Raw genomic sequence first — 26,390 nt, 5'->3', positions numbered from 1 at the left:
TGTTCATAGGCTACTTGTATGGCAAATTGGATCCAATATCAGCTAGTGCTGAAATGATTGTGTCTGTAGTCATATTTGGATCTGCAGTCCACACTAGCAAGGTTTGTTGTGAACCTGTATCTCTAGCTAAACCTCTAAGATCGTTAAATGAATATGTACTATCAATTGTGAATCCTTTATCTGTGAAATCTTTTGTGTAGTCATCGATATCTTTCGTTGGTACCATAAAAACTCCTACGCTTTCTACATTAGCGGTTGGGTTAGTGTTTAATTTATTTGGCTGGTCAATCACCTTTACGTTCCCCGTCATTACAAATCCTTTTTGCTTAGCTTCTTGACTTACATCTGGACTATTATAACTAAAATCTCCAATTGTGTTAAAAGCCATGGGATTTGATGCGGAATATTCAGGGATTGTTCCACTGTCAAACAAACTTTCATCATTGTTGATGATTATCCTGTGTTCGTGACTAACATCACCACTAAACCAAATTACATTCGTACCTTTGTTTACAACCGCATTTTGTGGTAGGAATGACTGCTCAATGAATCTGTTCTCTTTTGCTTCGCCGTTACCATGATGTGCCTCATCTGGAATCAAAATAAACAAATTTCTAATATTGTTTCCTAATATCGCTTTTCCTGTATCATAAATAGATTTGGCGTCAATATTAGGGAGATTAGCGTTATCACTTTGTCCATAAATAGGTGAAGTATAATTAACACTCAGAAGGAGAATAGTTATTGTAAAAAGAGTTAGAGAGAATTTTAACACTATGGATATTTTATTCTGATCTGTAAATGATAGCAACTTTTCGTTGTGCATAGGTAAAAAAGTAGGTTTGTATTTAATACTCAACACTCGAATTGAGATTTTTAAATAGATAAGTAGTCTGGTACAGTTGTATGAATCAAAAAATTTTTGACCCTAGATCAGCATCATAAATTAGTATATTCTGATGTAAAGTTGTTAAATATCATCATTTTGATTTAATCTACGCGATAAATTTTTTAATTATTTAGTAATTGACCAATAAGCACAATTTTACCCTAAATATCAATTGAACATTTCTGTGAATATTTATTATAAGTAATATTAAGTCAGAAAATTATAATAATTTACTTTAACTATTGGATGCCTCCTGTTGACATAATTAAGCTCATTTGTGATTCTCATTTTCGAAAATGAGAGTAGCTTTTACATAGTTTGGTACCATTCAAATCATAATGAAAATCAATAATCAAAGCTCAAATATTCATCTATTTTTGAGCATGATAAGCGCTATAGCACTATTAACATCATTTAATTTGATTTCACCTGATAATATATTCGCCCAGCAGGATACCACCACTAATAATAACGATAGTACCGGTGGTGCTAACTTACAACCAAACATCAATGCTGAAAGTATGTTTAATACTAAAACAATGACTTTAGGCAACAGTGTAAAAACATTAGTCATTTTGATTCCAAACGAAGGACATCATGCCGCAGGTGAAGATAATGAGGCTAGATTCTTAGACCAACACTTTGTTCCTGAAAATGCTGTAATTAACACAGGAACCACTGTACTCTGGTTTAATGGCGATGTGGGTCATGAGCGAACAATCGACGTTAAAGATGCAAATGGTAATTCTGTGTTTAATACTGGAGAGATAACCGATATGCAACCTTCAGAGTCATTTACCTTTAGCAATCCCGGAGAATATAATTATGAAGCACAAGGCGATCCGGGCGTAATTATGACTGGCACTATTACAGTTGGAAATATCGACTCTGCAGTGACATCTTCTAGCTCTTCTGCAAGTTCAAACTCAAGTAACTTTGACACAGTGGGGGTTATAATGGTACCAACACAAGATATTGACAGTTACATTCAACAAATAACTAGTGCTGGAATTACAGTAGATAACACATACGACTTTAAAGACCTAAGAGGTGGCCAAAAAGGAACCGGGGATACTCAAACTTTGATAGTATGGACTACAACTGGAAAAGACTTGGGTCAAACACTTTCATCATTAAGTGACCTTTCAAAAGATCTGCCATACAGTTAAAATAAAAACCAATTTCTTATTTTTATATCTAATACTTTCAAATAAGTTAACTCTACTAGCTTCTATACAAATAGTTACTAACCTTTATGAATTCTTATTTTGGGTCTAAACTATAGATAGGGATATGATAAACTACTATGTTATTACAATGGTCAAAACTAGTAAATTACCAATATGCTTGCAATCGTGGTAAACAAATATTAGGATTATTGATTTGCATTAGGTTATAGAATTTTTCTAGTATGTAGACCTTCTGAAACAATTAAGGAGTGTTAATTAAGAATGATGTTATTAATGAACCAAATTTTCATAGCAGAACTTTGGCAAATTTCTTATCCTAAAACTTTCAAATGTCGAATTTCACTTTTTATTTCACTTAAATGGAGCATGAAAAAGTCATTGATTTGATTGTTAGTTAGATCACCTATGCCTCCCCCATTTTTCTCCGTCGTCCTCATTTTCTCTATTTTTCTTTGTCTTACTCAAATTCTCAAGCATTTCGGCCTTTAGACGTGGAGCATCCTTTTTGGTAACAGTCAAATATATAACCATCGCTAAAATTGCTACGAGAAATATCACACTAGATATGATAGTCCCAAATCCCAAACCACCGTATTGAGGTAATTGCGATAGATAATCGCCAATTGACGCTCCAAATGGACGTGTTAGAATATACGCAAGCCAAAACGCCAATACTGCATTTAATTTAAACTTTAGATGAGCAACTGCTATAATACCAAGCAGAGCACCAAATATACCAATAGAGGTGAGATAACCTAGTTCAAATCTTTCTGAAAGAAGGTCACCTGCAGCCGTTCCAAGTGCAAACGTGAAAAAGATAACCAGCCAATAAAAGGTCTCTCTTCGAGTGGTGTAGATAGAATGAATTGATAATGTTTTTTCAGCTTTATACCATGCCGCAAATATAATAGCAAGAGCGACACTAAAAGCAATTGTAGTAATCTCAAGCTTCACTTCGAAAACATCGGTAAGATTATCTGTTATTAACGTCCCAAAAATGCTTAGAAACACGACAGCTAGCCAATAGACACTTGGAACGTACTTTCTACCTCTAAATTGGAAAAATAGAGCAACTGCCAACAATGCTCCCATAATATAAGTAGTACTAGTTAATCCCAAATTGAGATTCCAATTCATATAATCCGCAGCAGTCTCTCCTACAGTTGTACAAAGAATCTTAATTGCCCAGAAATAAATGGTAATTTCTGGGACTTTGATCAGCATCTGTCTTGCTTGCATCAAAGCATGCTACTATGTTAGGGATAATAACTAATTTGGTACAGTTAGCTGAATAAGATTTACAACTCAAAATCTAGAAAAACAGGCCAACCTAACCATCATTTAGAGATTCATACCCTTATTGTTATATAGAATATCTCAACCTCATAACGTTACTAAATATTAACTAATGAAGTTTTATGTAGATACTTAAATATGAACAAGTATTCAAATTAAACTTGAAAAAATTAGTGTTTTATCAGCTTAATCCATTATTTTTGCATCTAGTAATAGAAAAGATGGATCAAAGTAGGGGTTTATTCTATGGAACGAGAATCGTAATATAGTTTATTAATGCATTTATTGCATCGGATTAAAAGCCCGATCAAATTTGTCTAGAACATTGCTGAATTATCCAATAATATATTATTGTTTCCCTTTAGTAGTATTTATATTATTTTTATTTATTGCAAGCTCGTTTATAGGATCTAATCCAGTCACATCCTACCACTTTGTTTTTGGAATAAATGCAGATTTGGGTAAGCCAATAAATGTATCTGCCGAAGAAGCTCAGTTAATTTTTCTTAATTTAGAACGGATCAATTCACAGATTGAGCTGACCTCTCGAGATTTAAAAGCCAATAATACAGAGGGAGCATTTTATCATTCTTACATCCCGCATTCTGTTATATATCCTACTATTAAACAATCTTTGGTCAAGATTGATCCTGGTGCGTCATACAAATTGGAAGGCTTGCTTACGGATTTACCAATTTTCATAAATTCTGAAAATCAAACTTCTAAAGTTTTTTCATTCGTCAACCTACAATCAAATTTAAATCAAATTCAAGACACCATAAATAATCTGACCAATATTCTTTTTACGAAAAGAGTAAACGGCATAAATCCATCCACTTTATTGCCGAGCTTATCAAATAACGATCTACTCACTTTACAAACGTCATCATTATTATTAGACGACTCTATACAATCTTATCAAAAATCTAATGTTTCAAACACAAAACTATCTGGAGATTCTATTGATCCCTTAAATCTAGTTGATTATGAGAATTCTATAGAGTTGGTTGATAATTCAGAAAAGCTGTTTTCATCAATACAAGGTTTTGATTCAAATACTGTTTCAGAAAGTCGCCTCCATTATGAACAGATCAAAGATTCAATAAATGACAAACAGGATATTCAATTTGTTTCCAAACTCATAGATTCTCTAAAAAGAAATTATGATTCCATTTTATCAACTGCAAGTAAAGATGTCACTGCCGCTAATGAAAATGAAAACTACTTTAGGAATATAGATAACCTGTTGCACAAGACCACGGAGTCGATTGGTAAAGGTAACTACATTGAGGCTGACGCCTATGCTACCGAAGCATATCTTGATAACTACGAATATTTAGAAGCACCGATTGAAAAAATAAATTCCACATTAAAGAATGTTTTAGAAATTGATTTACGAGAGAATCTCCTCGGGAAGATTGATAACAGGCAGTCTTTATCAGACATATCTTTACTTGTAAACAAAACTATTATTCCTAATCTTTTGAAAGCTCAGTCATTGTTGAGTTCCCAAGACTTTGCGATAAATACTCAACCAAATATCGATGCCAGTAATCCATCACAGAATAAAACTAGCTTCACAAATTCCTTAGCCAACATAGACTCGCTGCGCCAAGGATTCGGTGTTTATACTGGAGATAGAAAGGTAATGGGTGATGTAGATGATTCTCAAAAACAGGTGGTTCGACAAAAGGTAGATGAGATTCGATTGGGATTGGAAAAAATTTTAAATCTTTACAAGGACAAAAAATATGATGAAGCAATAAGTAGCGCCCGTGAAGTATATCTCGACAACTACGAAAATATTGAAGTTCCACTTAGACCTATTAATCCAGATTTTACGCTTGATATGGAGATAAAATTTGCAGAATTGAGAAATCAACTTCAACAAAGACAATCCTTTGACACTGTTGAAAAAAAAGTAATTGAAATCCGAAATGGCCTGGATGAATCAGAGCGTCTTGTTTCAGGAACAGGTGTAATTGCACCAACCATTGCATTTTCATCATCGCTATCCATAATTTTCAGAGAAGGCCTAGAGTCTGCGCTCATCATTGGAGCAATGTTAACTTATCTGGAAGCCTCCAGAAATGAAAAATTTAAGAAGCACATCTATTTGGGGATATTCTTCGCAATAGTAGCTACGGCTGTAATGTGGATAGTCGCAGAGAATCTAATCCAATTAACAGGTGCAAGTAGGGAACTAATAGAAGGAGTTGCTGGTGTTTCAGCGGTAGCAGTATTATTTTGGGTGAGTTTTTGGGTACTTAACAAGATTGAAACTAAAAAATGGATAGAGTTTGTAAAGTCAAAAGTCTGGCAAGCTACCACCACAGGAAGTGTCATGGTTTTTGTATTGCTCTCTTTCTTTACTATTTTTAGAGAAGGATTTGAGACAGTTCTTTTCTATCAATCAATGTTTAGCTATGCAAAGTATATGGAATCGTATGTTATCGCGGGACTACTTATAGGACTAGGTATTGTCACATTTATCGCGTTTGTTATTAAAAAACTAGGAAAACGATTACCTTTGAGAGTGCTATTTGGGTTAACAATGGGAATAGGTGCATACATGTCCGTTGCATTCATCGGGAACGCTGTTAGGTCTTTTCAAGAAGCAGATTATATAAGTACAACACCCATGATAGGAATAATTCCTCGTTTTGACATTAATATAGCATCTATGACTGGTATTCATCCTACACTTGAAAGTTTTGTAGCACAGTTAGCTTTACTTGTAGTTTATGCTGTTGGATCCTCTTATGTACTTATAATCATGCCAAGAAAGAAAAAGAAAATAGAGATGTCAAGAAAATCCATGGCAGATAGAACAAGGAGGAATTGATATTAACTCTTTTTGTAAATTCGTAACCGAAAGTGGATTTCGAGTTATTACTAATTAACTCTCTTTTTCATCTGATTTAAAGTATCAGAGAATTCATCGTTGTCTTAGTTCGAAGATCATTTTACTTAGTTGCTGGTACAGTAACTCCAGTTTATCTTGCTTCCAAATAAACAGAAATGATATTCCGATACCCAAAAATATCCCTCCCAAAACATCAAAGGGATAATGACCTCCTACATATACTCGTGAGAAACAAACTAAACCTGCCTCTGCAGTCAGCATAATTGATATTGCTAATTCTTTATATGAATTCCTATAAAGTGAGATACTAATGGCTGCTCCTGCAGAGACAATCAAAGCATGACCTGATGGAAATGCGTATTCAGTATCGGCAGGAATAAGAAAGTCAGATTCTGGAATAGTCGGCCTAGGTCGCTCTACTATTTGCTTTGCAATTATACCTATAGGTACAAGAACAATCATGACTAAAATTATCATGGCTGCTACTCTTTTACCTCTTTTTTTACCAATTATTAGAAGTAAAATTATAACCAAAATCCAGAATGTCTCTCTCCCATAAATTGTAAGATATATCATAAATTGATTTAATGAATTATGATGTGAATTTACTATGATAAGTAACATCGAACTGTCATACTGAGACAATATGCGATTATTGACAAATGAGACTGGAGAGACTACTAATGCTAAAACAAAAAACAGTGTCATGCAAACTAGTGAAATTATTAGATATTTGTTATTGGACGTTATTTACCTCTTACTTCCTTTTATTAGAATGCACGAGATAATTTATCTAACAATTATCTCGCCTACCATTGAAGGATGGTAAATACAGTAATAGTCAAAATTGCCAGTATTATCAAAGGTAATACTATGTGACTGGTTTGGTATAATGGCGCCAGAGTCAAATAGTTTACCACTTTCGTTTATTTTATTATCCACGCCTGAAGTCACGGTATGTGAAATGGTGTCTCCATTGTACCAGGTAATGCTTTGACCTTTTTCTATTGTAATTGGATTAGGAGAGTATGAACGATCGCCATTTATACCTTGTATCACTACTGGAACGGAATTCCCATTACCCGTGTTAGATTGAGTATCTTCATTACCTGACTGTTCACCTTGATGTTTTTCTGAAGTAGTATTAACATTAGAGTTAGAATTTGAATTAACCGTTGAATTAACAGAAGAAGAAGAAGACGGCACTATTCTAAATAATGATCCAGTGTAACTAAGTATGTATAGATATCCATCCGGACCGACCTGTATGTCTGTAATTCCTCCAAAACCCTGTCCAAAAACAAAGGGTTGATTTTCCTTAGGGTCGTTTACTACCTTGTCTTCTAAAGGCTTTGTGTTTCCTCCATTATTATTTTCACTATCAAAAGATATATCATCTCTTGCCTCATTCAGAACAAATCGATACAACAAACCATTGTTTATGTCACCAACAAACATGTTATTCTGATAATCTTTGCCCAGCTTGTCCGAAGTCAAAAACTTGAGTGCCGTAATACCTATTGGGGTAACCCAAGATAATTTTGGTTCAGTATAAGAACTTTGTCCGAAGTAAACCAAGTCATCAGGTGTTGCACCAGTGCCAAGCAGATTATCTTTAGAATCGCCTTGTATTAATGCCCATCCACTATTAAAACCTGGATATACAAGGTTTATTTCATCACCCGCTGTGGGTCCATTTTCTGTATCCCAGAGATTTCCAGTCATAGGATCAAAGTCCATTCCAAAACTGTTTCTGATGCCCATCGCATAATAGACGTCGAGTGGTAGTCCCTTACCAAAAATCGGATTATCTGGATCCACTATCTGACCATTCTGTGTTATATGTAGTACCCCACCCAATCCGTTGGGCGCAGGACCATCAATGATGTTTTGTGCTTGGGTCCTATGTCCACCTACTTCGCCAACAATATAATAAATATTGTTGTCAGGCCCTATCAATATCTTCCCACCATTATGTTCACCACGTCCATTTACAGGAATGGCGTTTAGGTCAAGCAAAAGCACGGGGTTAATAAGCCGTCCATTTGAAAATTCATATCTGTATAATCGATTACCTAAAGGATCAATATTTGCAGAATGATCACTGCCATCAATGCCATTTCCAGATTCCGTATATGAAAGAAAAACATATGTTTTTCCATCATTATGCTTTGAAATAGCTATGCCAAGTAAACCTCTTTCTATGTCACTTGCCACTGGTACATCCAAAACAGGGTCATTTTGAACCTGACCATTTAACACCCTCATAACTTTGCCTGTATTTTTTTCCGTAACTAAAATATCGTTCGGACCGAGAAAGACCATGCTAGTTGGGAAATCTAATTTATCAGTTATTTTTTCCACGGTCAAATTAGATGGAATAACAGTAGGCCCATTGGGTGCCAACGGCGCCTTCGAGTAAGCGGCATATGAACATTGAATATTTGATAAATTAGCAACTAAACAAATTGAAATTAAGCACAATATAATAATTGGTATATATTCAAATCTCAACATGACTCGTTTCTGCTTTGAATAGTATTTTGTCTCTTTTATATAACTAATCGGATCGATACAACGTTGATAGGAAATAAAGCTGAAACGTTGCATTATTAAAGGCCAACACACCAACTTTCAGGATAAACTCAATCCTCTATTGACCGTTTGATTTATTAAGATAAAGTGCATACAAATACTGCTCAGCCTTTTTCATAGATAAGGTATGTGGTACACTTGTTTGATTGAAAAATATACCAATTAGTTATATTTTAAGAATCCTGCTCTTTGGACTTGATTATTGATTTGATATATTGATTTGTCATTAACTTTAGGATTACACTGTGATTATATGTAATTAAATTTGGTAGTTTGAAGATCACTAAAAAAGGAGGTATTAATAAACTCATTGAAACTTTTGAATCATCTCAGTACTGTTGTTTTTATTCATGCTATCTTCATATTCTGCAGTATCATTATCTCCTACATCATTCCCTTCTTCATTAGAATCGTCACTATTATCTTCACCTTCCAAATCACCGTTTTCTACTTCTAATATATGGCCGTTTAAAGCACCTACTTTGACGTCTTTTGATTCATTACCTTGAACTACATTTATTGAATAAATTATATTTCCATTTTCATTTTCTAATTCAACTCCTTTTACATCTGATTGCTGACCTGACACATTCTTCAAAGCAATCTGTATGGCTTCATCATTAGTTATTTTTGCAGCTGATTTAAGGTTAGACATATTAGACGCTGATTTATATTCGATATTTACATTTTCTGGAGTGTTCTTCGTATTATTTGCTTGAGCATATACAATGTGTCGATCCTCCGCCATGGAAATACTCGCAAGAATGATGGATAGTAGAACGAAGCTAGTTACTATTTTAGTTTTGTATAGTTTTTTGATATTTTTATTTGTAAACATCATAAGAACAATCAATTCTAGACACTTAAGGAATTTGGTACAGGTAACTGAATGAGATTCCATATCAATACCCGATAATGCAACAATATTGTTTTTTTGCAAATTAGTCATAGATCAAATTAATCCAAAATCATTCAAAAAAATTCAACTGTTTAATTCTATTTATTTATTTATTTCTCCTGACAATGGCCATAAAGAAAAGTATCAAGATAGCAAGCGTAATACATGAGACTAATAAACTGCTAAAAACTGAATCCAAATTTTCAAAATAATCTTCAAGGGTCTCCACAAATAGACTTACAGCAAACAAGCCAAAGGCCGCTGAAGCATAGAGGATACTCTTTACTCTCGTTTCTTTGTAAGCAGATAATGATAGCAGTAATAGTAAGATGGAAAAGATGCCAATCGATGCAGATATAAAAAATTCGATAGTTCCAAGCGGCTCTATATCCAAATAATACATAGACGAGAATTTGTATGGGATTAAACCGATTATTGAATGGAGGATAGGCAGGGGTATCAATTTAGTTCTGTTCCTTTCCTTTATTGTCTTTTGATTCTGACATGGCCAGAAACATTTCTGCTAGCCTACTACTCCATTTATTCCAAGTATGTGGATAATAATTTTGTAATAACTTGGCGATATATAATGAATTAATATCTGGATGTATTCTATATCTCTTGAATTTACCATCCTTTGATTCTTGTAATAAGCGAGCAGCCACTAACCTTCTTATATGCCAACTAATCGATGCAGATGATATATTGATCCTAGACACAATTTCAGTTTGTGAAGGATTCTGATCTTCCATGATAAACATAATTATCTCTCTTGGGGTTTCTTGAGTTAGAAACTTAATAATCTGTTGCTCATTTTCCTTGAACATTCCGATAGGAAAATAATGCCTATATAGACCATTCCTTGTAGATGATATCTTACCCATTTTTTCAAGTCTATCTAAATGATACTGAACTGTGCCCATGGATATCTTCATATGATGCTTAATTTTACGCAAGTGCCACCCTGGATTTTGTCTAATAGTTTCGAGTATCATATTTGCTGTACCTTCAAGTTCATCTCCAGCCACAATCTAGCCGACCGCCCAATGCAAGCACATTATATAAGCGATAGTATTCGGTAATATTCAAGTCAGTACTCTTATGGCGAAGAATGATCATAAAATTATTTATGGTACACATATCTAATTGAATTCTCTTATAGTTTCAAGATGTTAGTCAGTTAAATTCTAGGCAAAAAATAGTACATTTCGGCTGTTACTGATTAAATATTAATAGAATTCATGTTATTTAATGCTGATATCTTAAGGTTAAGCGTTACGCTGAAAATCTCTAGATCTAACGAGTATTCCTTCGATATATATTCTTTGTTAGGACCTTCAAAATAACTATATGAATCATTTTGTTATCTGCTATTTCTCATTTTGAGATTCACTTTTTGAAACTAATTTTAGGGATACTGATTTGGCAAAACGTTGATAAGAAGTAAGAAGAAAAAGACAGCCTTTTATCACTCCTATTTCTAAATCGTATTGACATTATTTAACCCAACAATACGATGCAATTTTGGAGTAATGTGTTAAAGTATTGTAAGAAATATTGCTATAATAATTTTGTAGTATAATAGTCAAAATGAAAGTGGTTACTATAATACCGAATTAAAATATATCCTTTTTAGGCTTGCCAAAATGTTGAAGTAAAACAGTGCACAATCGTCGCCACATAAAATAAACTGGTCATTGAATTAAATATTTCACAAACTATCGTGAGATCAAATTAAACTTTTGATGATGATTTCCGTTTGGTCGAAGTGCATCTTTATATGACAAAAGGAACCATCAACCCGATTCGAGTAATTGTAAGATAGGTAAGTATTAAATCGAACGAGTAACTTGATAGATTTGATTATGAATAAAACTGACATTCTATGTATAAACCATTAAATAACGTTACCTTGGGAGGCAGGAGTATAGCTCATTCTCAACCATCTCACCTCCCTAAGGAGAGTATACTTTTTTTACCCTACTGTGTATTCAAGCATCAAAGAACTTCACAGTGTATAGTAACCAGCACTTAAACTATAATAGGTTTATAGTACAGAAAACAGAATGAAAATAACTTTAGATTAATTACCAAAATAACATGGAGATGTTTTACCTAAAGCATACCATACACGTTCCTCATGCCAGTTTCTTACCATTACTTTTTGATACTTGATCTTTAGTTGTTAATAGCTAGTATCAATAAAATTTCCACATTCGAGAATCATTTACATAATTTTATATTATAATATCTTGCTTGATTTTGAAATTATTTTAATCTAGTTCCTCCTCTTGATTATAAAACGAGAATTACAATATTTATTATGTTACTATAACTACTTATTTGATTCATAGTGCAGTTAATACATATAACTTCATTGGTAATTATTAATTCATTCATTTATGCAACTGTACCATAAACGATAATTAAATGGAACCTAATTAATAATATACCACTGAATAAGGTTACAGGGTATTTCATTACGAATGCAGGGAGGTTCGAATTGCAAATATTGCTTTATCGATCCATCTTGCATTCTTTAAATTGAATAACAGCGGATCCTCGAAACTGATGATTATATTTCAATCCACCTTATTGCCTAATAGAGAAATAAGCAAATTTGAAAATTTCATTACTTTAAATAGTCTGCAATATAAAATACTATAAAAGTTAAGAGATTACAAAACGTCTACTTTAACTGGAGCAAATGTTAGGGTTTTAAATATTTACATTTCTAGAAATATATGAAATGCCGACTGAAGAATTAAGGACAAAATTTACAAACTGGTTTAAAAAATATCATCTCAGGAATACTATTTCTTTAATACTATAGAAATAAACCTTTAAAAAATTTATTCGTCAAATTATCTTGACCTTCACGATGGAGAATATGCTGAAATTTCTCTAAATGTAAGAAAAACCGAGGGAGCTCAATATCATTTAGCAGCAGATCCTTTGACGGCCATATTCCTTGGATCGACATGCAAAACAATTATGGAAGAAATTACAAATAATGTGGATGCAATAATTTCTGATCGAGTTCAAAAGGAATTAGAAAATAGCTTTGAAAGTAAATGTATGAACTGCAATGCTCTAAATCTCAAAACTGCAAAATTTTGCGATCAATGTGGACAGAATCTTGATATAAAAAATAGCAGAGGAAGTTAAATTTATTTCTTTTTATCTCTGAATTACCTATTGGTAATGGGGCAGGAAAAATAAAATTAAATTAATATCAAGCCTAAAATAATACATAAAAAGCGGAACAACCCTTGGTTTTATTGATAAATCTAGTTTAAGTTCCTACTATCATATTCTAAAAAAAATTGGGACTTAGTTTTGTAGTGTTTATATATTTTAAAACTGCTCATAGTTATCCTGGCTAATGCATTTTCCTTCGTCAGTCTTGTAATCATAAATACCTATGATGTATTGGTGGTATTCAGGGCAAATTTTCTAATGACTATGAATCCATCATGAGCATATGCTTTTGTGTCTTAATACATCAAAGAAAATAGAATTAAATGTATACATTATCTTTTACGAATGTTTTTAATATCTTTAACGTTTGCTCTAGTGGTTGTTCAGAACTATACATAATCAAAGTATGATTTCCGCTCTTGTTATCTGGCCAATATCCTTGCGGACAATAATCACATTTAGAATAGGTGAAATTGTATTCACTTAGAATTTTAATTCCATTTTCATTAACTACTTGTTTATAATATGCTAAAGAACCGGGATGAGTGTTGCCGTCATTATCCTTTGTGTTTTCGACTTGATTTGTAGGGGTATAAAATCCTCCTACAATTAGTTTGTTGTTACCGATGCTATTATTATTGTTATTATTATTATTTCCCTGATTGTTGTCAAGCACGGTAATTGTTCCTTCTTTTATTTCATAGTCTTTATCGGTTATTGAATAGTTGCCAACAGGAAGAGTAAAGAGTTCTGAATTATCTGTATAATTTAAGATACCTGTTGAAAAGGATGAAGCTTCACTATTTTCCTCATTATTGATATTGACCAATTCTATGTCATGTGGATGAGGGGTATCCCATGGTGCGTCGGCATCTAAGAATACTAACTTTGTTCCTTCGTAGATAATGAGATTTGTAGGGATAAAATACGCGTTTTTATCTGTAATTAATTTATGCTGTTCCTCTTTCCAACTTTCATGTGCCTCATTTGCAATTAGCATTACAAATGTATCTGTGTTTGGAGGTAGTTTCATTGTCTCAGTGGTATGAACAGATTCAGCAGAAGGAATATTAGAATAATTTGTAGTAACATTATATATAATTTCTTGAGCATCTGCAAAAATCAATTTGTTCATCGTATTACTTTCAAAACATATGATGACTACTGATAGTGCCGTTACAGTCAAAATAGCTAACAAATATACTCCCAGTGGATTTTCATTCGATTCCATGCTAATAAGATAGAAAGAGTATTAGTGTCTTATAGTACTTGCTATGGTCTTATTGCGAAAACGACTGGATTCAAATGAAAATGCGTTTGAAGATAATAGTATCTAGATTTATACATCTTAACTCAATAGTGGATTTAACATGAAAGATATTCTATACAGAAAGGGATATCAAAGTTATTCAAACTAACGCTTTATTTCTATACAGAATATATCTAGTCCACTAATAAAGGAGTATCTAAATTGTAACCGGTAACAATTGAATCTATATGGTTAAAGAAAGAGCCAATATGGAATTTTATTTTGACTTAACAGTATGTATTTTTCAATTGATGTTCTTTATCTATAATCATTGATCCTAACAATGTGTCAATATCTTTAACTTAACCTACGATAGAAATAGACTCTTTGATGACATATTATACGGTGCAATAATAATATGCATTTTCTGTTCGACTTTATTCATCCTGCTTTACACAACAAACACTGAAACTTTGGATTTCGATATTTATACCTGTGCACAAATAACCTCTTCTGTATCTCCCTCTTCCGGAGATGATTTCTAATAGTAGTGGTAATGGCAATAGTGTTGAAAATATGATACCTATAAACCAAAATGTCAATTATGCCGATGACAGTTTAACTAAACTTTATGACAATGTCGATCAATCAGTTATACGAGTAACATATGATTCAGATATTCTTGGAGAGTCTAGATTAGGATCAGGTTTTGTTTATGATCAGTTAGGTCACACAATTGCTAACTACCATGTAATTAGTGGAGTTGAGCCTGATAAACAATTTGATATAACATTTATCGATGGATCAACGTACAAGGCAAATGTCAAAGTCAAGTCCAACTCTTTCTTTTTAATTGATATGATACCAAAACTAAATTCCTGATGATCATATTCAAATAAAGATATCACAACCAATTAGGTATTGAGACTCCAAGTATGAAGAATATTCAAGATTTTATGAGCCATTTGTTGGACAACAATTAAGTAGGATTTGATGTGTTTTTGTCAAATAAGTTAATTGCATGTTTGAGTGAACGAGGGATATACAAATATAGTAAAGGAATTTTTGAAACCAGGTATCATATTTCGAATGCATTACAGTTAAGAAACTTAAGTCTTGTTATAATTGATTGAGAATTCATCTGACAGGATAGGGAACTCGATAAAGAAGCGAAGAAAAGGAAGTGGGACAAAAGTCATTGAATCTACTAGTTTTTCTGATAGAGAATGGATTAATATTTATCCTTGGCTAAACATTGACATTACAAAGTCATCTTTTGAAATGTATTAGTACATATGAGATTGTTTTACCTGTTTAATTCACCTTCAATTTACTCGCATTGATCTAGTCCTGACTCCAAATTTTCAATTATTACTTATGCAATAACAGAAGATTCATGAAGATTATCAGAATCTTCGACTTTTATCTTTGAGCTAGAATATATCCAGATTAATTTTATCCCTTTTAATCAATTCATCAAAAGAAAAGGATTTGAATCATTCAGTTTATTCGCCTCGAGCCTATTCTCAGGATTGTCGCATAATCTATTAGATTATGATATTGGGACAGCAATAACAATAGTCATTGCAACTTCCTTATTACTATGACTATTTTGGAATTCTCCAAATTCTTGATTTCAGTAATTATCATAGAATGTGAAATGACATCTTTCTCCAGCGAATATCTGTTCATTGGAGCAATAGAATCGGATTGGTTCAAGGATGAAAAATAGAGAGAAAATCTATTACATAATTCCTTTTCCACGGTATTTGATTCTTATCGAATCCAGAAAACAAGAAAGTTAAATACATCAGATTATTCGATATTCTTCTACATTCGGTATTACTTTACAGATAAGATCTGGCTGTACTGTCGCAGTTGTGATAAAAGTGCCATCTCTACAAAAAGTTTGAAGAGTAATTTTAAAGATCTATTTTGTAGACAAGTTTTTGTAATATAATGTATATTTTGAAAATTAAATGCTAATAGATATTCTAACAAGTATTACCTTGTCTTAATTTAGTTATAAACAATTTCACAGAATCTGTTACCTAAGAAATTCTTGAAAGCGCTCTTTCACACGCTCAATTATAACATTTTATTATTATTCTCCAAGTATTCATTACGAAGTCATAATTTTCCTAAATATTTCTTTCTTAGTTTTTTAGTCTTATCATCTTTCCAATACCCATAGTAATATGGTCCATGTTCCTGATCACAATTTGGTTTCCCACAGCTAACATATTCACATTTGATGAAAGCCTTTATGGGAAGGGATGTAATCTTTTGAATGAAATCATGTTCTTTTGGTTCTTCTTTATTGAATTTGAATTTGAATCGATTTGCTATTTCTCTACCTTCTGTGGAATAATCATAGAAAGATGACGATACTTCACCGTAAATATCATCCAGTATCTTTTTAATAGATTTTTCAGAATCTGTGTAGTCTTTATCTCCTTTATTTCTTGACAATGATATATTTTAAGGGAATTAAAACTTTTAGCTTTTTAGGTTTTAACTAATAACCATACGTATTTTATCATATAGAGTTAACGAGATAATCAAGAAACAGATGTGGATTATTTTACAATCAACTCGTTTACATCAAGATAACAAATTACTATCTATAGTCTTTTTACCATTTCATAGACCTCAGTATTTATAGATCTCAATCTATATTTGCTTGGAGGAAGATAAGTTCCTACATATCTTATATATTCATGAATCTTTTGGACCGAATTAAAGTCAAGTTCATTTGTTAGATCACATTTATCTAACCATTCCTTTAGCATAAGAACAGTTTCATCAACCGTTAACTTTCTTATATTTAATAGATAGGGCAAGAAGATTCTCCAAAGACAAAACTTCCTATGATCTAGGATCGGAGTTGATAAAAGCTTTTCAATCCACCATATTTTTCTATTTATATGAATTAAATTTGTATGATGGTTCTGAAGGCATATGTGATTTGTAGTTTTAATACTGTCAAGATTATTAGCATATTTTGACGAGAATTTGTATTGGTCGACTTCAAGTTGCATGAGCCATCTTCTAAATCCCTTTGTTAATAACTGGATAGGTAATCTCTGTCCATTCCATTTTTTTATTATTTTTACTTTGGAGTTTTCATGATCATAACCTCTCTGCAAACATTTGGAATTAAAGGTATCTGGAATTCTTATTAAACATGATCTAAATGTTGGTTTGTGATTCGGATCTGCTTTTCCATTTGTAAAGAAGTTTTCTCCATATTGTAAAAATAATTCAGACACAGAAAATCTGGAATATTTACTATAATCGGTGAATAAATTTGGATATTTTTCCTTAGAAAACAGTTCATATTGATCTAGTAACAAAGATTGAATAGGCAAGTAAACATGATACCCATTGCCCGTCCAAAGTACCGTTGGTTCAACCTTTAACTGCATCAGATCTTCTTCATTCTTTGATATTCTCTTTTGGATTAGCGAATGCTGAGATTGTTGGGAGTATGTCTGAGAGATCAGGTATATTTTTTCTAATACCTTATTTAAGGCTATATCAAGCATTTCCCTTGGTTTAGTGAAGTTATCAAAACTGGATAAATCCAAATCGATAAAGACAAAATTAGGTGATGGTAAAAATTGTGTATAGGATTTGTTATTAGCTGTTTGGAAAAAGTGATATGCATTAATCCTGCAGTCTATATAATCTGATTCCTTACATCGTGACAGAATTTCTCTTTTAGTTTTGACAATGAATTGTCCGTTTGATTTATTGGTCATCATCTTTCTTGGGAAAAGATCATTTGCGTCAAAATGTGAGAGAATAAAGTCCAAATTTGCTTCAATGGTCAAATTATCTTCTTCCTAGATCATTTAACTCTCAATAATTTTTTGAATTCGAAAAATTACGGATGTCGATAAGATGCAGATTGATCGTGCTACTACAAAAGAAGATTTTGAAATTTTCATTGTCATGGTGATATTTGATCAGAATCTTTGTTCAAGGTCCCTCTGCAGGGATGTTTAAGCATGTACCATTTGTCTCCTCGATCCCTACAGAATCTACATCCCCAGATGTCTGTATTTCTGAATCTGAATATGTTCTGGTTGGATATTGAATCATGTTCATTATTTGCACTAGTATTTGTGTGAGAACGTGAGCACTGTGAATGCTTCTGAGGTTCTGATTCCATACTTTTATAATTTTGCTTTGTTATGATGTCCAGTCTTGAGTTAAGTTTTGTATCAAATTCGTCATTTTTCGCTTTATTATCACCTGATTTAGTGATATTGTTTGAAATGTCCCCACTGCAGGGAAGATTTTCTTTTGTATTAGTCGTCTTAAAGTCCTCACAGTCCTCACAGTGTCCACTTAATTCATTCGTTTTTTCACTCTGGTTTTTTCCGATATTAAAGATATCAGAATCTTTGTTTTGTGTTTCTAATTTTGTTTGGAAAGAGATGTTGTATTGACTCGCATTTTTCAGGACTTTGTTCTTATCAAATATTAGTTCTGTATGTTTACGATGATGTTTCGAAGTTACTCCAAGTTTCTGTAATACATTGGATATGGAGTTCCTATATATAGTCCCAAAGTCCTCTGTGTGATATTCATTTGGTTTTCTTTCGTCAAGTTTTCCTCTAATGTAATATAACACATTTTCCCAAAAGTGAGAGAATGTTATCGTTCCAATTTTTGACTCTTCTTCCATCAGTTGCAAAATTAGTGGTAGTAGTGCTGCTTCTATTGTAAACTCTTTTCTTTCATTTTTAATCTTTAATAATGCCTGGAAGGTATATTGTAGTTCTTGATATGTCTTATAGTTTTCTTCTGTATTATTATCTGAGAACAATTGCAGATAAGGCTTGACAAGCTCTTTATTTCTTCCATCGATTCCAATATCAATATTTTTTATTTTGTCTTTGAAGTGTAATAATCTGTATACAAATAGATCCTTTCGAAGTTGTTGCAACTCGTCATAAAGCTTTTTATACTCTTGACCTCCCGTATCCGTCGGATTCAGTATTTCCTTGATGTCATAAATAGGTTTACCATAATAAACAATATTGATAAAGGTTCTATCCATTACTCCATAAGCAATACTCAAACTCGGCGGCTTTTCGCCTATAATGTATTTGGGGCAATAGGCATAGAATTTTTCAGGAATCCCAGTATTTTGATTAACTTTAGTTACTATTTTTTTGTAGTCATAGCCAGTTTTTAGTATCCCCATCATCTGTGGAGATTGATCAATTTTGTCACATTCGTCCATCACCAGCATGATCTGACCAGGTTCAATACCTCCAAGGGAACGAAATATATTGGCTGCTGATGGATCTGTGGTGTTAACAGCTCTATATCCTAATGCTTCAACAATATCGCCTATGCTACTTTTTCCAGAACCGTTTGCTCCAAAGATTCCTGTATAATGAACCGTACTAAATCTGTCTGAGAAATAGGAGAATACTATATCGATTGCGATGAGATTGATGAGATGTCCTTCTTGGTCCACATATTTTGAAACAATCGCCTTTGTTTTCCGGTACAGGGAAAAAATCGATTCCTTTTCCTTTTGCATAGTTTCTGCTATTTTTTTAATCTCGTCAATCGACTGAAATTCATATGGGTTATGCAAGTACTCCTCTAGCGATGGAGGAATTAATATGCGTGTATTCTCTTCAATATATTCAATGGTATCGAACGACAAGGATTCGTATACGCAATCATTAGCGCAATTATTTTTGATATCATTGGCTTCCGAATTATGCCTAATGAAACTTATGAAAATGGGAATACTGTTGATCAATACCGATTCGTATAACTCTCCTTTTCTGTTCTGAGAATATTTATTGACCACTATTTTTTTCTTTTTTCTATTTTGTTTATCATTTTCATTGTGGTCATTAATATCAATACTTCCCATGACAGAATCTGTATTATTGTTAACTTCTTTCTTAACCAACTCCAAGTCTTGGATATTTGAACAGATTATGTCTTCAATTATATTGTATACTTGATAAGAAATATCTGGTAATTCAGACTTTACTTTTGTTTCAAGATTGGATAATGATGTTTCTATATTTAGTAGATCGAATGGGGCAAACAATATTTCTTTACTTTTGTATTCTTTGGTAAATTTGATTCTAATGTCCTTTTTATTTATCCTATATTCAATCGAGTGTAACAAATTTTGGATATCTTTCGGTATCTTGAAATTCATGATGTTACTGCCTTTCCCTGAGGGCTATGTCGTCAAATTGAGTGTCAATTAATCCATAACTTTCGAGATCCCTCTTACAATTATCACAAAAAAGACCTTTCTTATTTATATAGATAACCCCAAGACTATGGACTCCTTCATTAGTGCAGCCCTTTCCAGCACAGATTTTATATTTCACCAAATCCTCTTTAATAATATCCTTTGGGGAAAGTTGTCTATTTGACATGGTCAAAGTCAATGCCTCCTCTGGTAATCTATACTTGATGATTCAGGCTTGAAACTAGTTTCATCAGGCATAGTTTTTTTATTCCTTTCCACAAATTGTAATACAATTTTTGATTCATCATATTTCAAGGCAAATCCTGTAGAAGGATTTATCTGATATTTTTTTACGATCGCAGAAGGTATTACTAAAGCCAGTGATTTTGCATTTTTTGCTCCAACCTCGTAGGGTTGAAGGAGATATGTGTTTCTCATATGAACATCATAAACAAAATGTTTAAAAAACTAAAAGTTCATGTTAATCTGATTAGATGACGGACCGGTTACCTATTAACGTAAAACGTAGATTAGACAAGGATTTAAAAAAACATTATAAACTAATTTTAAGCACGTTATATGAAAACAGAAATGTAAAATTTAACAAAAATAAACTGGTTGAAGTTGTGCAAAATAAAGGTAAACAGATCAACTGGACCGGTTCAGGCCACAAAAGCAATTCGCTTGATGCGATCCAAACCTTGATAGATGCTGGATTAGCACTAATGGAAAGAGAAGGTAAGCAAAAAATGAATATCACGTTAACTTCCAGTGGTAAACAACTATGTAAAATTATTTCTGCAATAGATGAATATAATGCTTCCTTTTCAAAGTTTCAAGATGGATTAATTGATAATATATTTTGTATACCTGATTACATTTTGATGAGTTTAGAAATAGATGATCTAGCAAATGGTCAAATGGATGGTCCCAACCTTCGTGAAGAGATTGAGAATGCCAAAATGAAATTACTCAGCAAAGGGTGGAAAAACAAAGAGATAAAGTATTATAATAAATTTCGTTCTACACTATTACTTCTGTATAATATCCTTGATAAGAATTTCATTTATTTGGTCATCTATAGATTTGCCAAATTGAAACAACAACATGATCAAAACGAATCTCAAGCCATAGTTAGAAATATTGTGATCAGGGGGCTTATAATGGAGTCAATTGAGAACAAGATAGAATATTTGATAAATAATCAAGAGCGGGTTTTCTTGGGTCATTCTCACGTTAAGCATGTCAACCCGACCATAACTAGGGGTGGAATAATACTTGAAAGTATAGGCAGCATTCTTCAATATTATGTTGATATTCAAGATACAATCTCACGAGGTTTGATTCCTTCTATAATGAAAAATGGTGTATCAAGAATGATATTATGTTATCTTGATTTGCTTGAGCCATCTTTGATAAATCTGGATCTCAAATTACAGGAAGTAACAGACAAGATAAAATACATGAGAGGTATGGAGGACATCTCTGAATACCAGGAGTTCAAACTATATACTTTGGAGCAATACCTGAGCAGTTATTATAGATACTGCAAAGTAAATGGTTATAATCTTAGATTAATTGGTTAACTTTGGCAAATCTATTTTTGACAATAGAATTTGGAATTTATTTTCCATCTCCTTGACTATACTTGAAATTTGATCTGAATATTTTTTTTCCAAATCAGCAAACCTTTTTTCCTCGCTCTGTTTTATTTCCTCAAATGCCTCAGGTACCATAGGATAGGAACAAGATGAACAATATTTATTTTCCAAGGCGTTTACCAAATTACACCTGGGGCAATTCAACACTAAAGGCTTTTTCCTCTGGGTTTCCTCTGTAATAATTCCATTATATTCTAAAATTTTATTTCTCAATTCATTGCCCATTCTTTTTTTTATATATCGAGCACCTTGCTTTGAGTTTATCGACCATCTGACTTTTTTCTTTAAAGCATACTCTGGTAAGAAATCGCTATCTGCTGTTATTGCTGAATGGCGGATACAATAGGGATTCCATTTCTTTACCTTCAAAAGGTAACGTAGTTGTTCTAATTCTTTTATATTGGTAACTTTTTCGCTTTCTACTAACCTAATAATTCTTTTCTTTAATTGCTTCATGACTTCACTAATTTGATCCGACCTAATGGGTGAACCAGTTAATAGATTGCAAATTAGCCTTGCTTCTGGCTCATTCTTAAACGGATGTTCATTTAGCCAGTCTCTAACATAAGGGAAAGAAAAAGTAAGCAGCATTGGACCACTTCCCGTTTTTGCTTCATGAGGTATCTCTCCTTCTCCATATTTTTCCTTAAGTCTTATATGCTTAATTTTTAATAGTGTGATCTCATGAGGTCTAGCGTCCAGATCCCATAACAATGACAGAACCGCCTTATTCCTCTTATAAGGTTCATACTTTATTATTGTAGCCAACTCGTCTTTATCCCAAATTTCACTTTCCAGATAGGGACTCAATCTTTTTGTTGTTTTCATTTTTATATCAATAAAAGCGGGTGTATCCCAAGAATCATAAGATTTTGCGTTTATTCCTTTATCTCTAGCATTGTATAGCCATCTATAAAAATACTTTAATCTCCAGAGATAATCATTCCATGTAGTAATCCATTTTTTATCTGGATCATCTGTGTTTGATTTTCTTTTCGAATCCAAGAACTCTAATATTTGCTGTTTTTCTTGGATTAGATAAAACGTTGTATTATCTCCTATATGCTCTGCATATCTAATCAAGACCTTGAGCAAACCGTTTTGATAGTTTTCAGAGGTGTCTATATTCTGTAGATATTGATAAAATTCTTTGATAATTTGTCTATTTATCTGATTCGCTACTTTGATATCTATATTTTTGATTGTTGTATTCAATTTGGCGGGCAACTATGACCTCCTTTCTCCTATAGTTATGTATGGTTCAGAAATATTTGAACCCATATGATTAGCGGGCCCGGTGGGCTTCGATCCCATGGCCTGCGGTTCCGAAGACCGCCGCGATATCCTGACTACGCTACGGACCCTCTTTTCTTGTGTATTATCATGGCAGTTATATAATTTATCATTATTTATGTGTGTAAAGTTTTTGTTATTTAGAGCATTTGTTGGGAGATTTGCAAGGTTATTACCCTTACAGTTCTTACTATTTTTGGTAAGATTGATATGTAGATGATTATCTGTATGTTTCTCACTGATATAAGTAAGGTTCAGATTCGGAAATAATGACGTTAGTAATGGAAGTTCTTTCTCCATCAGGTTGGGAAGCTTTTTTTGATGATGGATTTTATCTTATACTCGTATGATTTTGAAACAACTTTCTGGCGTTGCAAGAATTGAACCTCTGCTTTGGAGAGGAGTGGCATATAACAGATAGCGACAGGATATTAAAAGATCTTTCGACTCACAGTGCCTTAATCCTGTTCTTGACTATTCGAGATTTTGCTATTGTCTGTTGATGGCCTGTAACTAGGGTTAACTTTCACTGTCAATACATGCTGTTTTTAAAGTTCATTTGATAGGTAGAAATACCTCCAAAAGAATTCCATAGGGGTCTTGCATCGGGTTCGTGTCACGCATGATGCAAGACCCTTTATCTCATCGCTTGTTATTTTACAATTAAGAATTTGTCGAATGTTAGAGACATATTCATCTCCTGAATGTATTAGATCGCAAACCAGTTGGTCTTTATCACGGTCACCGACTGTCAAAATGTATTATGTGATTTGCAAAGGCAATGGGATTAGTTAAATCTAATTCTTAATTTTATTAGCTGGTTTGAGACAAACAAAATGTGAATCACTTTAAATCCTCATATGAATTATTTTTTGCGTTAGTTGTTATTATAAACCTGGTTTGCAGTTTATTAACTTCGATTCCAGAAACAAATTTGGTATATTCAACAACGTCTTTTAGCCAATCCTTACAACAAAGTCAGTATGAATTGCAATCCGCAATTAATAAGGAAGTTCAAAAAACAATTGCAAACACAATTAGTAATATTAACAACAGTATTTCAGATTCAAACAAAATTAGTAATAATGACAGTCAAACTCAAGACCTTAATTCATCATCAGCTTTTCAACAGAAATCATTGGCATTAGATGATATTCCACTACAAGAAGTAAGAGTTGGAGATATCAATATTGCTTATAAGCAGATTGGCCAAGGACCTCCAATATTACTAATAAGTGGTAGTGGTAATGTAATGGATGTATGGCCTACTCATTTACTCCAAGAACTATCAAAAGATCATAAAGTGATTATCTTTGACAACAGAGGAGTAGGAAATACGACTGTAGGGATAAAACCGTTTTCCATTAAACAATTTGCCAATGACACTGCAGGACTTGTGAGTGCCTTGAAATTACAAAAAACTGATGTTCTAGGTTTCTCTATGGGTTCTTTTGTTGCACAACAGCTCGCTTTAACTTATCCAGAAATAGCAAATCATTTCATACTATATGGTGCTTCATGTGGTGGGCATGAAGGTACTCCGCAAAGTCCTCAAGTTGTTAAAGCACTTTCTGATTTTGTAAACAATCAAACAGAGAACCTAAATTTGTTCCTAGAGGTAACATTTCCAACCAAATGGATGAGAGAAAATCCAAACTTTTCAGATACAATACCAAAGACATCTGAAATCATACTTTCTACTACCTTAAAAAAGCAGTTTGAGATAAATGAAAACTGGCTTTCAAAGAACTGGACTGGTGTGTGTGATCAACTTCAAAGGATTACTAAACCTACTTTAATAATAACAGGAACTGAAGATCAAGCAATTCCATCTTCCAATTCTTTGATTTTAGCTGGTGAAATTCCAGGAGCATGGTTAGTGCAAATAAGAGATGCAGGTCATGGATTGATGTACCAATATCCTAAAACCTTTACTGAAATTGTAAAAACATTTTTGAATATTACTGGTTATAAGATGGGGTAATGATTCATATCCCTATCATTAATATTCATTCCTTTGATTTTGTTAAGTTAGATAAATTAGGTGCAATAATAAATTGATATATTTTCTAGTTAAGATTCATTTATTCAGAACATTAACTCTTGGGACCTACTTCTTGAAAGACTCTTTGGCACCAACTCGGGTATAATTAGAATTTAGACCCTTATCAGAGATGGAACACTTAGTCAATGGACTAAAGTATATCAAGTTAGGATAAAAAAGTTGATTTTCTTGATTCATAAATCTCAAATTCTCTTTTGCAAAATTAACTTGGCATAAAATGTATATTCAAAACATAACAGATGATTTTTCTACGCTAAAATTTCTACTATCATTTTGTAAACCATTGGACAATGTTTCTTGTTAATCCGATTTCATGATTGTTAAAGCGCTTAAACCCATATCCTAAAAGCACCATTATCAAGTCATTTATTTACATAAAAAGATCTCAGTTGATGATTGGTAAATAATGATTCTTTATTGTAAATAAATGCCATATTCATTACGGGATTATTCATATTCTTCATACTCTTATCCTTTGCATCTCCAATGAATTTTCAGTATCAGATAGACCTCAATAAGAATGAAGAAAGTTTTAATCAAATGGTCGAGACTTTCAAGAATTATACGCCAGTAATAAAATCAACACAACAAATGATTATTGTAAGCAATGATCAATTATCTCTTTTGAATGAAAACCTTTCCAAAGTATTAGATGTTAACTCATCTTATAAAGAGAATGTTGAGAATGAAATTAATTCGTTGGAAACACAATATGAGTTAGCAATCAATGAACTACAAAAAAATTCAAAACCTTATCTAAATTCAATACAAGAAACTCATAACATTCTAGTATCAGCATCATCGCAAGAAGAGAGGTTAATCATATACAAACTTTGATTTTCAATTTTTGTTATTAACGCAATTCTAAACTACATATGAAAATAAAACTAAAATAATCAGGAGTAAAACAAATATTTATATCCAAAAGTTATGGTTATTGTTC

22 protein-coding genes and 1 tRNA gene are annotated in these 26,390 nt (G+C 32.7%); 8 read left to right on the top strand and 15 right to left on the bottom strand.

Annotated elements, in window-relative coordinates:
• Positions 1 to 10 precede the first annotated feature (10 nt).
• Positions 11 to 826: a hypothetical protein gene (locus F1Z66_RS03250; protein WP_149862173.1), complete on the bottom strand. Its 816-nt coding sequence runs from the start codon at positions 824 to 826 to the stop codon at positions 11 to 13.
• A 401-nt stretch (positions 827 to 1,227) separates the two neighbouring features.
• On the opposite strand from F1Z66_RS03250, the gene F1Z66_RS03245 reads away from it, so the two are divergent.
• A complete protein-coding gene (locus F1Z66_RS03245; protein ID WP_149862172.1) occupies positions 1,228 to 2,058 on the top strand; it encodes a cupredoxin domain-containing protein in 831 nt (276 codons plus the stop codon).
• A 420-nt stretch (positions 2,059 to 2,478) separates the two neighbouring features.
• Here the strand turns inward: F1Z66_RS03245 and F1Z66_RS03240 are convergent, their stop codons facing one another.
• Positions 2,479 to 3,318: a COG4705 family protein gene (locus tag F1Z66_RS03240; RefSeq protein WP_230207427.1), complete on the bottom strand. Its 840-nt coding sequence runs from the start codon at positions 3,316 to 3,318 to the stop codon at positions 2,479 to 2,481.
• Positions 3,319 to 3,832: 514 nt separating this feature from the next.
• Here F1Z66_RS03240 and F1Z66_RS03235 point away from each other — a divergent pair.
• Positions 3,833 to 6,220 carry an FTR1 family iron permease gene (locus F1Z66_RS03235; protein WP_149862171.1) on the top strand — a complete coding sequence of 796 codons (2,388 nt, stop codon included), beginning with the start codon at positions 3,833 to 3,835 and terminating at the stop codon, positions 6,218 to 6,220.
• 93 nt (positions 6,221 to 6,313) lie between these two features.
• On the opposite strand, the gene F1Z66_RS03230 is transcribed toward F1Z66_RS03235, so the two are convergent.
• From F1Z66_RS03230 to F1Z66_RS03210, 5 genes are all read right to left on the bottom strand, one after another.
• Entirely contained in the window at positions 6,314 to 6,949 is a 636-nt protein-coding gene (locus F1Z66_RS03230; protein ID WP_149862170.1) for a phosphatase PAP2 family protein, read from the bottom strand.
• A gap of 81 nt (positions 6,950 to 7,030) precedes the next feature.
• Positions 7,031 to 8,647, bottom strand: a complete 1,617-nt coding sequence (locus tag F1Z66_RS03225) for a PQQ-dependent sugar dehydrogenase (RefSeq protein ID WP_159357541.1) — start codon at positions 8,645 to 8,647, stop codon at positions 7,031 to 7,033.
• A 496-nt stretch (positions 8,648 to 9,143) separates the two neighbouring features.
• Positions 9,144 to 9,785: a PepSY domain-containing protein gene (locus F1Z66_RS03220; protein WP_149862168.1), complete on the bottom strand. Its 642-nt coding sequence runs from the start codon at positions 9,783 to 9,785 to the stop codon at positions 9,144 to 9,146.
• A 55-nt stretch (positions 9,786 to 9,840) separates the two neighbouring features.
• Entirely contained in the window at positions 9,841 to 10,197 is a 357-nt protein-coding gene (locus F1Z66_RS03215) for a hypothetical protein (RefSeq protein ID WP_149862167.1), read from the bottom strand.
• Position 10,198: 1 nt separating this feature from the next.
• The gene (locus F1Z66_RS03210) at positions 10,199 to 10,762 is read right to left on the bottom strand and encodes a winged helix-turn-helix transcriptional regulator (protein WP_149862166.1); all 564 of its coding nucleotides are present in this window, start codon (positions 10,760 to 10,762) and stop codon (positions 10,199 to 10,201) included.
• Positions 10,763 to 12,689: 1,927 nt separating this feature from the next.
• Between F1Z66_RS03210 and F1Z66_RS03205 the strand changes: the two genes are divergently transcribed.
• Positions 12,690 to 12,902: a zinc-ribbon domain-containing protein gene (locus F1Z66_RS03205; protein ID WP_149862165.1), complete on the top strand. Its 213-nt coding sequence runs from the start codon at positions 12,690 to 12,692 to the stop codon at positions 12,900 to 12,902.
• A 352-nt stretch (positions 12,903 to 13,254) separates the two neighbouring features.
• Here the strand turns inward: F1Z66_RS03205 and F1Z66_RS03200 are convergent, their stop codons facing one another.
• Positions 13,255 to 14,166: a hypothetical protein gene (locus F1Z66_RS03200; protein WP_149862164.1), complete on the bottom strand. Its 912-nt coding sequence runs from the start codon at positions 14,164 to 14,166 to the stop codon at positions 13,255 to 13,257.
• A 552-nt stretch (positions 14,167 to 14,718) separates the two neighbouring features.
• Here F1Z66_RS03200 and F1Z66_RS03195 point away from each other — a divergent pair.
• Positions 14,719 to 15,066: a S1C family serine protease gene (locus F1Z66_RS03195; RefSeq protein WP_149862163.1), complete on the top strand. Its 348-nt coding sequence runs from the start codon at positions 14,719 to 14,721 to the stop codon at positions 15,064 to 15,066.
• 243 nt (positions 15,067 to 15,309) lie between these two features.
• Entirely contained in the window at positions 15,310 to 15,474 is a 165-nt protein-coding gene (locus F1Z66_RS15210) for a hypothetical protein (RefSeq protein ID WP_154670475.1), read from the top strand.
• A gap of 840 nt (positions 15,475 to 16,314) precedes the next feature.
• Here the strand turns inward: F1Z66_RS15210 and F1Z66_RS03190 are convergent.
• From F1Z66_RS03190 to F1Z66_RS03170, 5 genes are all read right to left on the bottom strand, one after another.
• Positions 16,315 to 16,656, bottom strand: a complete 342-nt coding sequence (locus tag F1Z66_RS03190; protein WP_149862162.1) for a hypothetical protein — start codon at positions 16,654 to 16,656, stop codon at positions 16,315 to 16,317.
• 152 nt (positions 16,657 to 16,808) lie between these two features.
• Positions 16,809 to 18,020 carry a hypothetical protein gene (locus F1Z66_RS03185; protein WP_149862161.1) on the bottom strand — a complete coding sequence of 404 codons (1,212 nt, stop codon included), beginning with the start codon at positions 18,018 to 18,020 and terminating at the stop codon, positions 16,809 to 16,811.
• Between the two features lie 119 nt (positions 18,021 to 18,139).
• Positions 18,140 to 20,389 (bottom strand): hypothetical protein, encoded by a 2,250-nt coding sequence (locus tag F1Z66_RS03180; RefSeq protein WP_149862160.1) that lies wholly within the window; start codon positions 20,387 to 20,389, stop codon positions 18,140 to 18,142.
• A gap of 4 nt (positions 20,390 to 20,393) precedes the next feature.
• Positions 20,394 to 20,621 carry a hypothetical protein gene (locus F1Z66_RS03175; RefSeq protein WP_149862159.1) on the bottom strand — a complete coding sequence of 76 codons (228 nt, stop codon included), beginning with the start codon at positions 20,619 to 20,621 and terminating at the stop codon, positions 20,394 to 20,396.
• Positions 20,622 to 20,623: 2 nt separating this feature from the next.
• On the bottom strand, positions 20,624 to 20,866 hold the full coding sequence (locus tag F1Z66_RS03170) for an AbrB/MazE/SpoVT family DNA-binding domain-containing protein (RefSeq protein WP_149862158.1): 243 nt from the start codon (positions 20,864 to 20,866) through the stop codon (positions 20,624 to 20,626).
• A 56-nt stretch (positions 20,867 to 20,922) separates the two neighbouring features.
• Between F1Z66_RS03170 and F1Z66_RS03165 the strand changes: the two genes are divergently transcribed.
• Positions 20,923 to 22,014, top strand: coding sequence for a hypothetical protein (locus F1Z66_RS03165; RefSeq protein ID WP_149862157.1), 1,092 nt, complete (start codon positions 20,923 to 20,925; stop codon positions 22,012 to 22,014).
• Here F1Z66_RS03165 and F1Z66_RS03160 read toward each other — a convergent pair.
• Together F1Z66_RS03160 and F1Z66_RS03155 are read right to left on the bottom strand one after the other, a co-directional pair.
• Positions 22,003 to 23,316, bottom strand: coding sequence for a hypothetical protein (locus F1Z66_RS03160; protein ID WP_149862156.1), 1,314 nt, complete (start codon positions 23,314 to 23,316; stop codon positions 22,003 to 22,005). The genes F1Z66_RS03165 and F1Z66_RS03160 overlap by 12 nt on opposite strands.
• Positions 23,317 to 23,378: 62 nt before the next feature.
• Positions 23,379 to 23,453: transfer RNA gene (locus F1Z66_RS03155), tRNA-Arg, on the bottom strand.
• A 767-nt stretch (positions 23,454 to 24,220) separates the two neighbouring features.
• On the opposite strand from F1Z66_RS03155, the gene F1Z66_RS03150 reads away from it, so the two are divergent.
• Complete coding sequence (locus F1Z66_RS03150; RefSeq protein WP_149862155.1) at positions 24,221 to 25,366, top strand: alpha/beta fold hydrolase; 1,146 nt, start codon at positions 24,221 to 24,223, stop codon at positions 25,364 to 25,366.
• A gap of 621 nt (positions 25,367 to 25,987) precedes the next feature.
• Entirely contained in the window at positions 25,988 to 26,284 is a 297-nt protein-coding gene (locus F1Z66_RS03145) for a hypothetical protein (protein WP_149862154.1), read from the top strand.
• The last annotated feature ends 106 nt before the right edge of the window (positions 26,285 to 26,390 follow it).

The sequence above is a fragment of the Candidatus Nitrosocosmicus agrestis genome, assembly GCF_008389435.1.
GTDB lineage: Archaea > Thermoproteota > Nitrososphaeria > Nitrososphaerales > Nitrososphaeraceae > Nitrosocosmicus > Nitrosocosmicus agrestis.
This window is presented reverse-complemented; position numbering and strand designations above follow the sequence as displayed.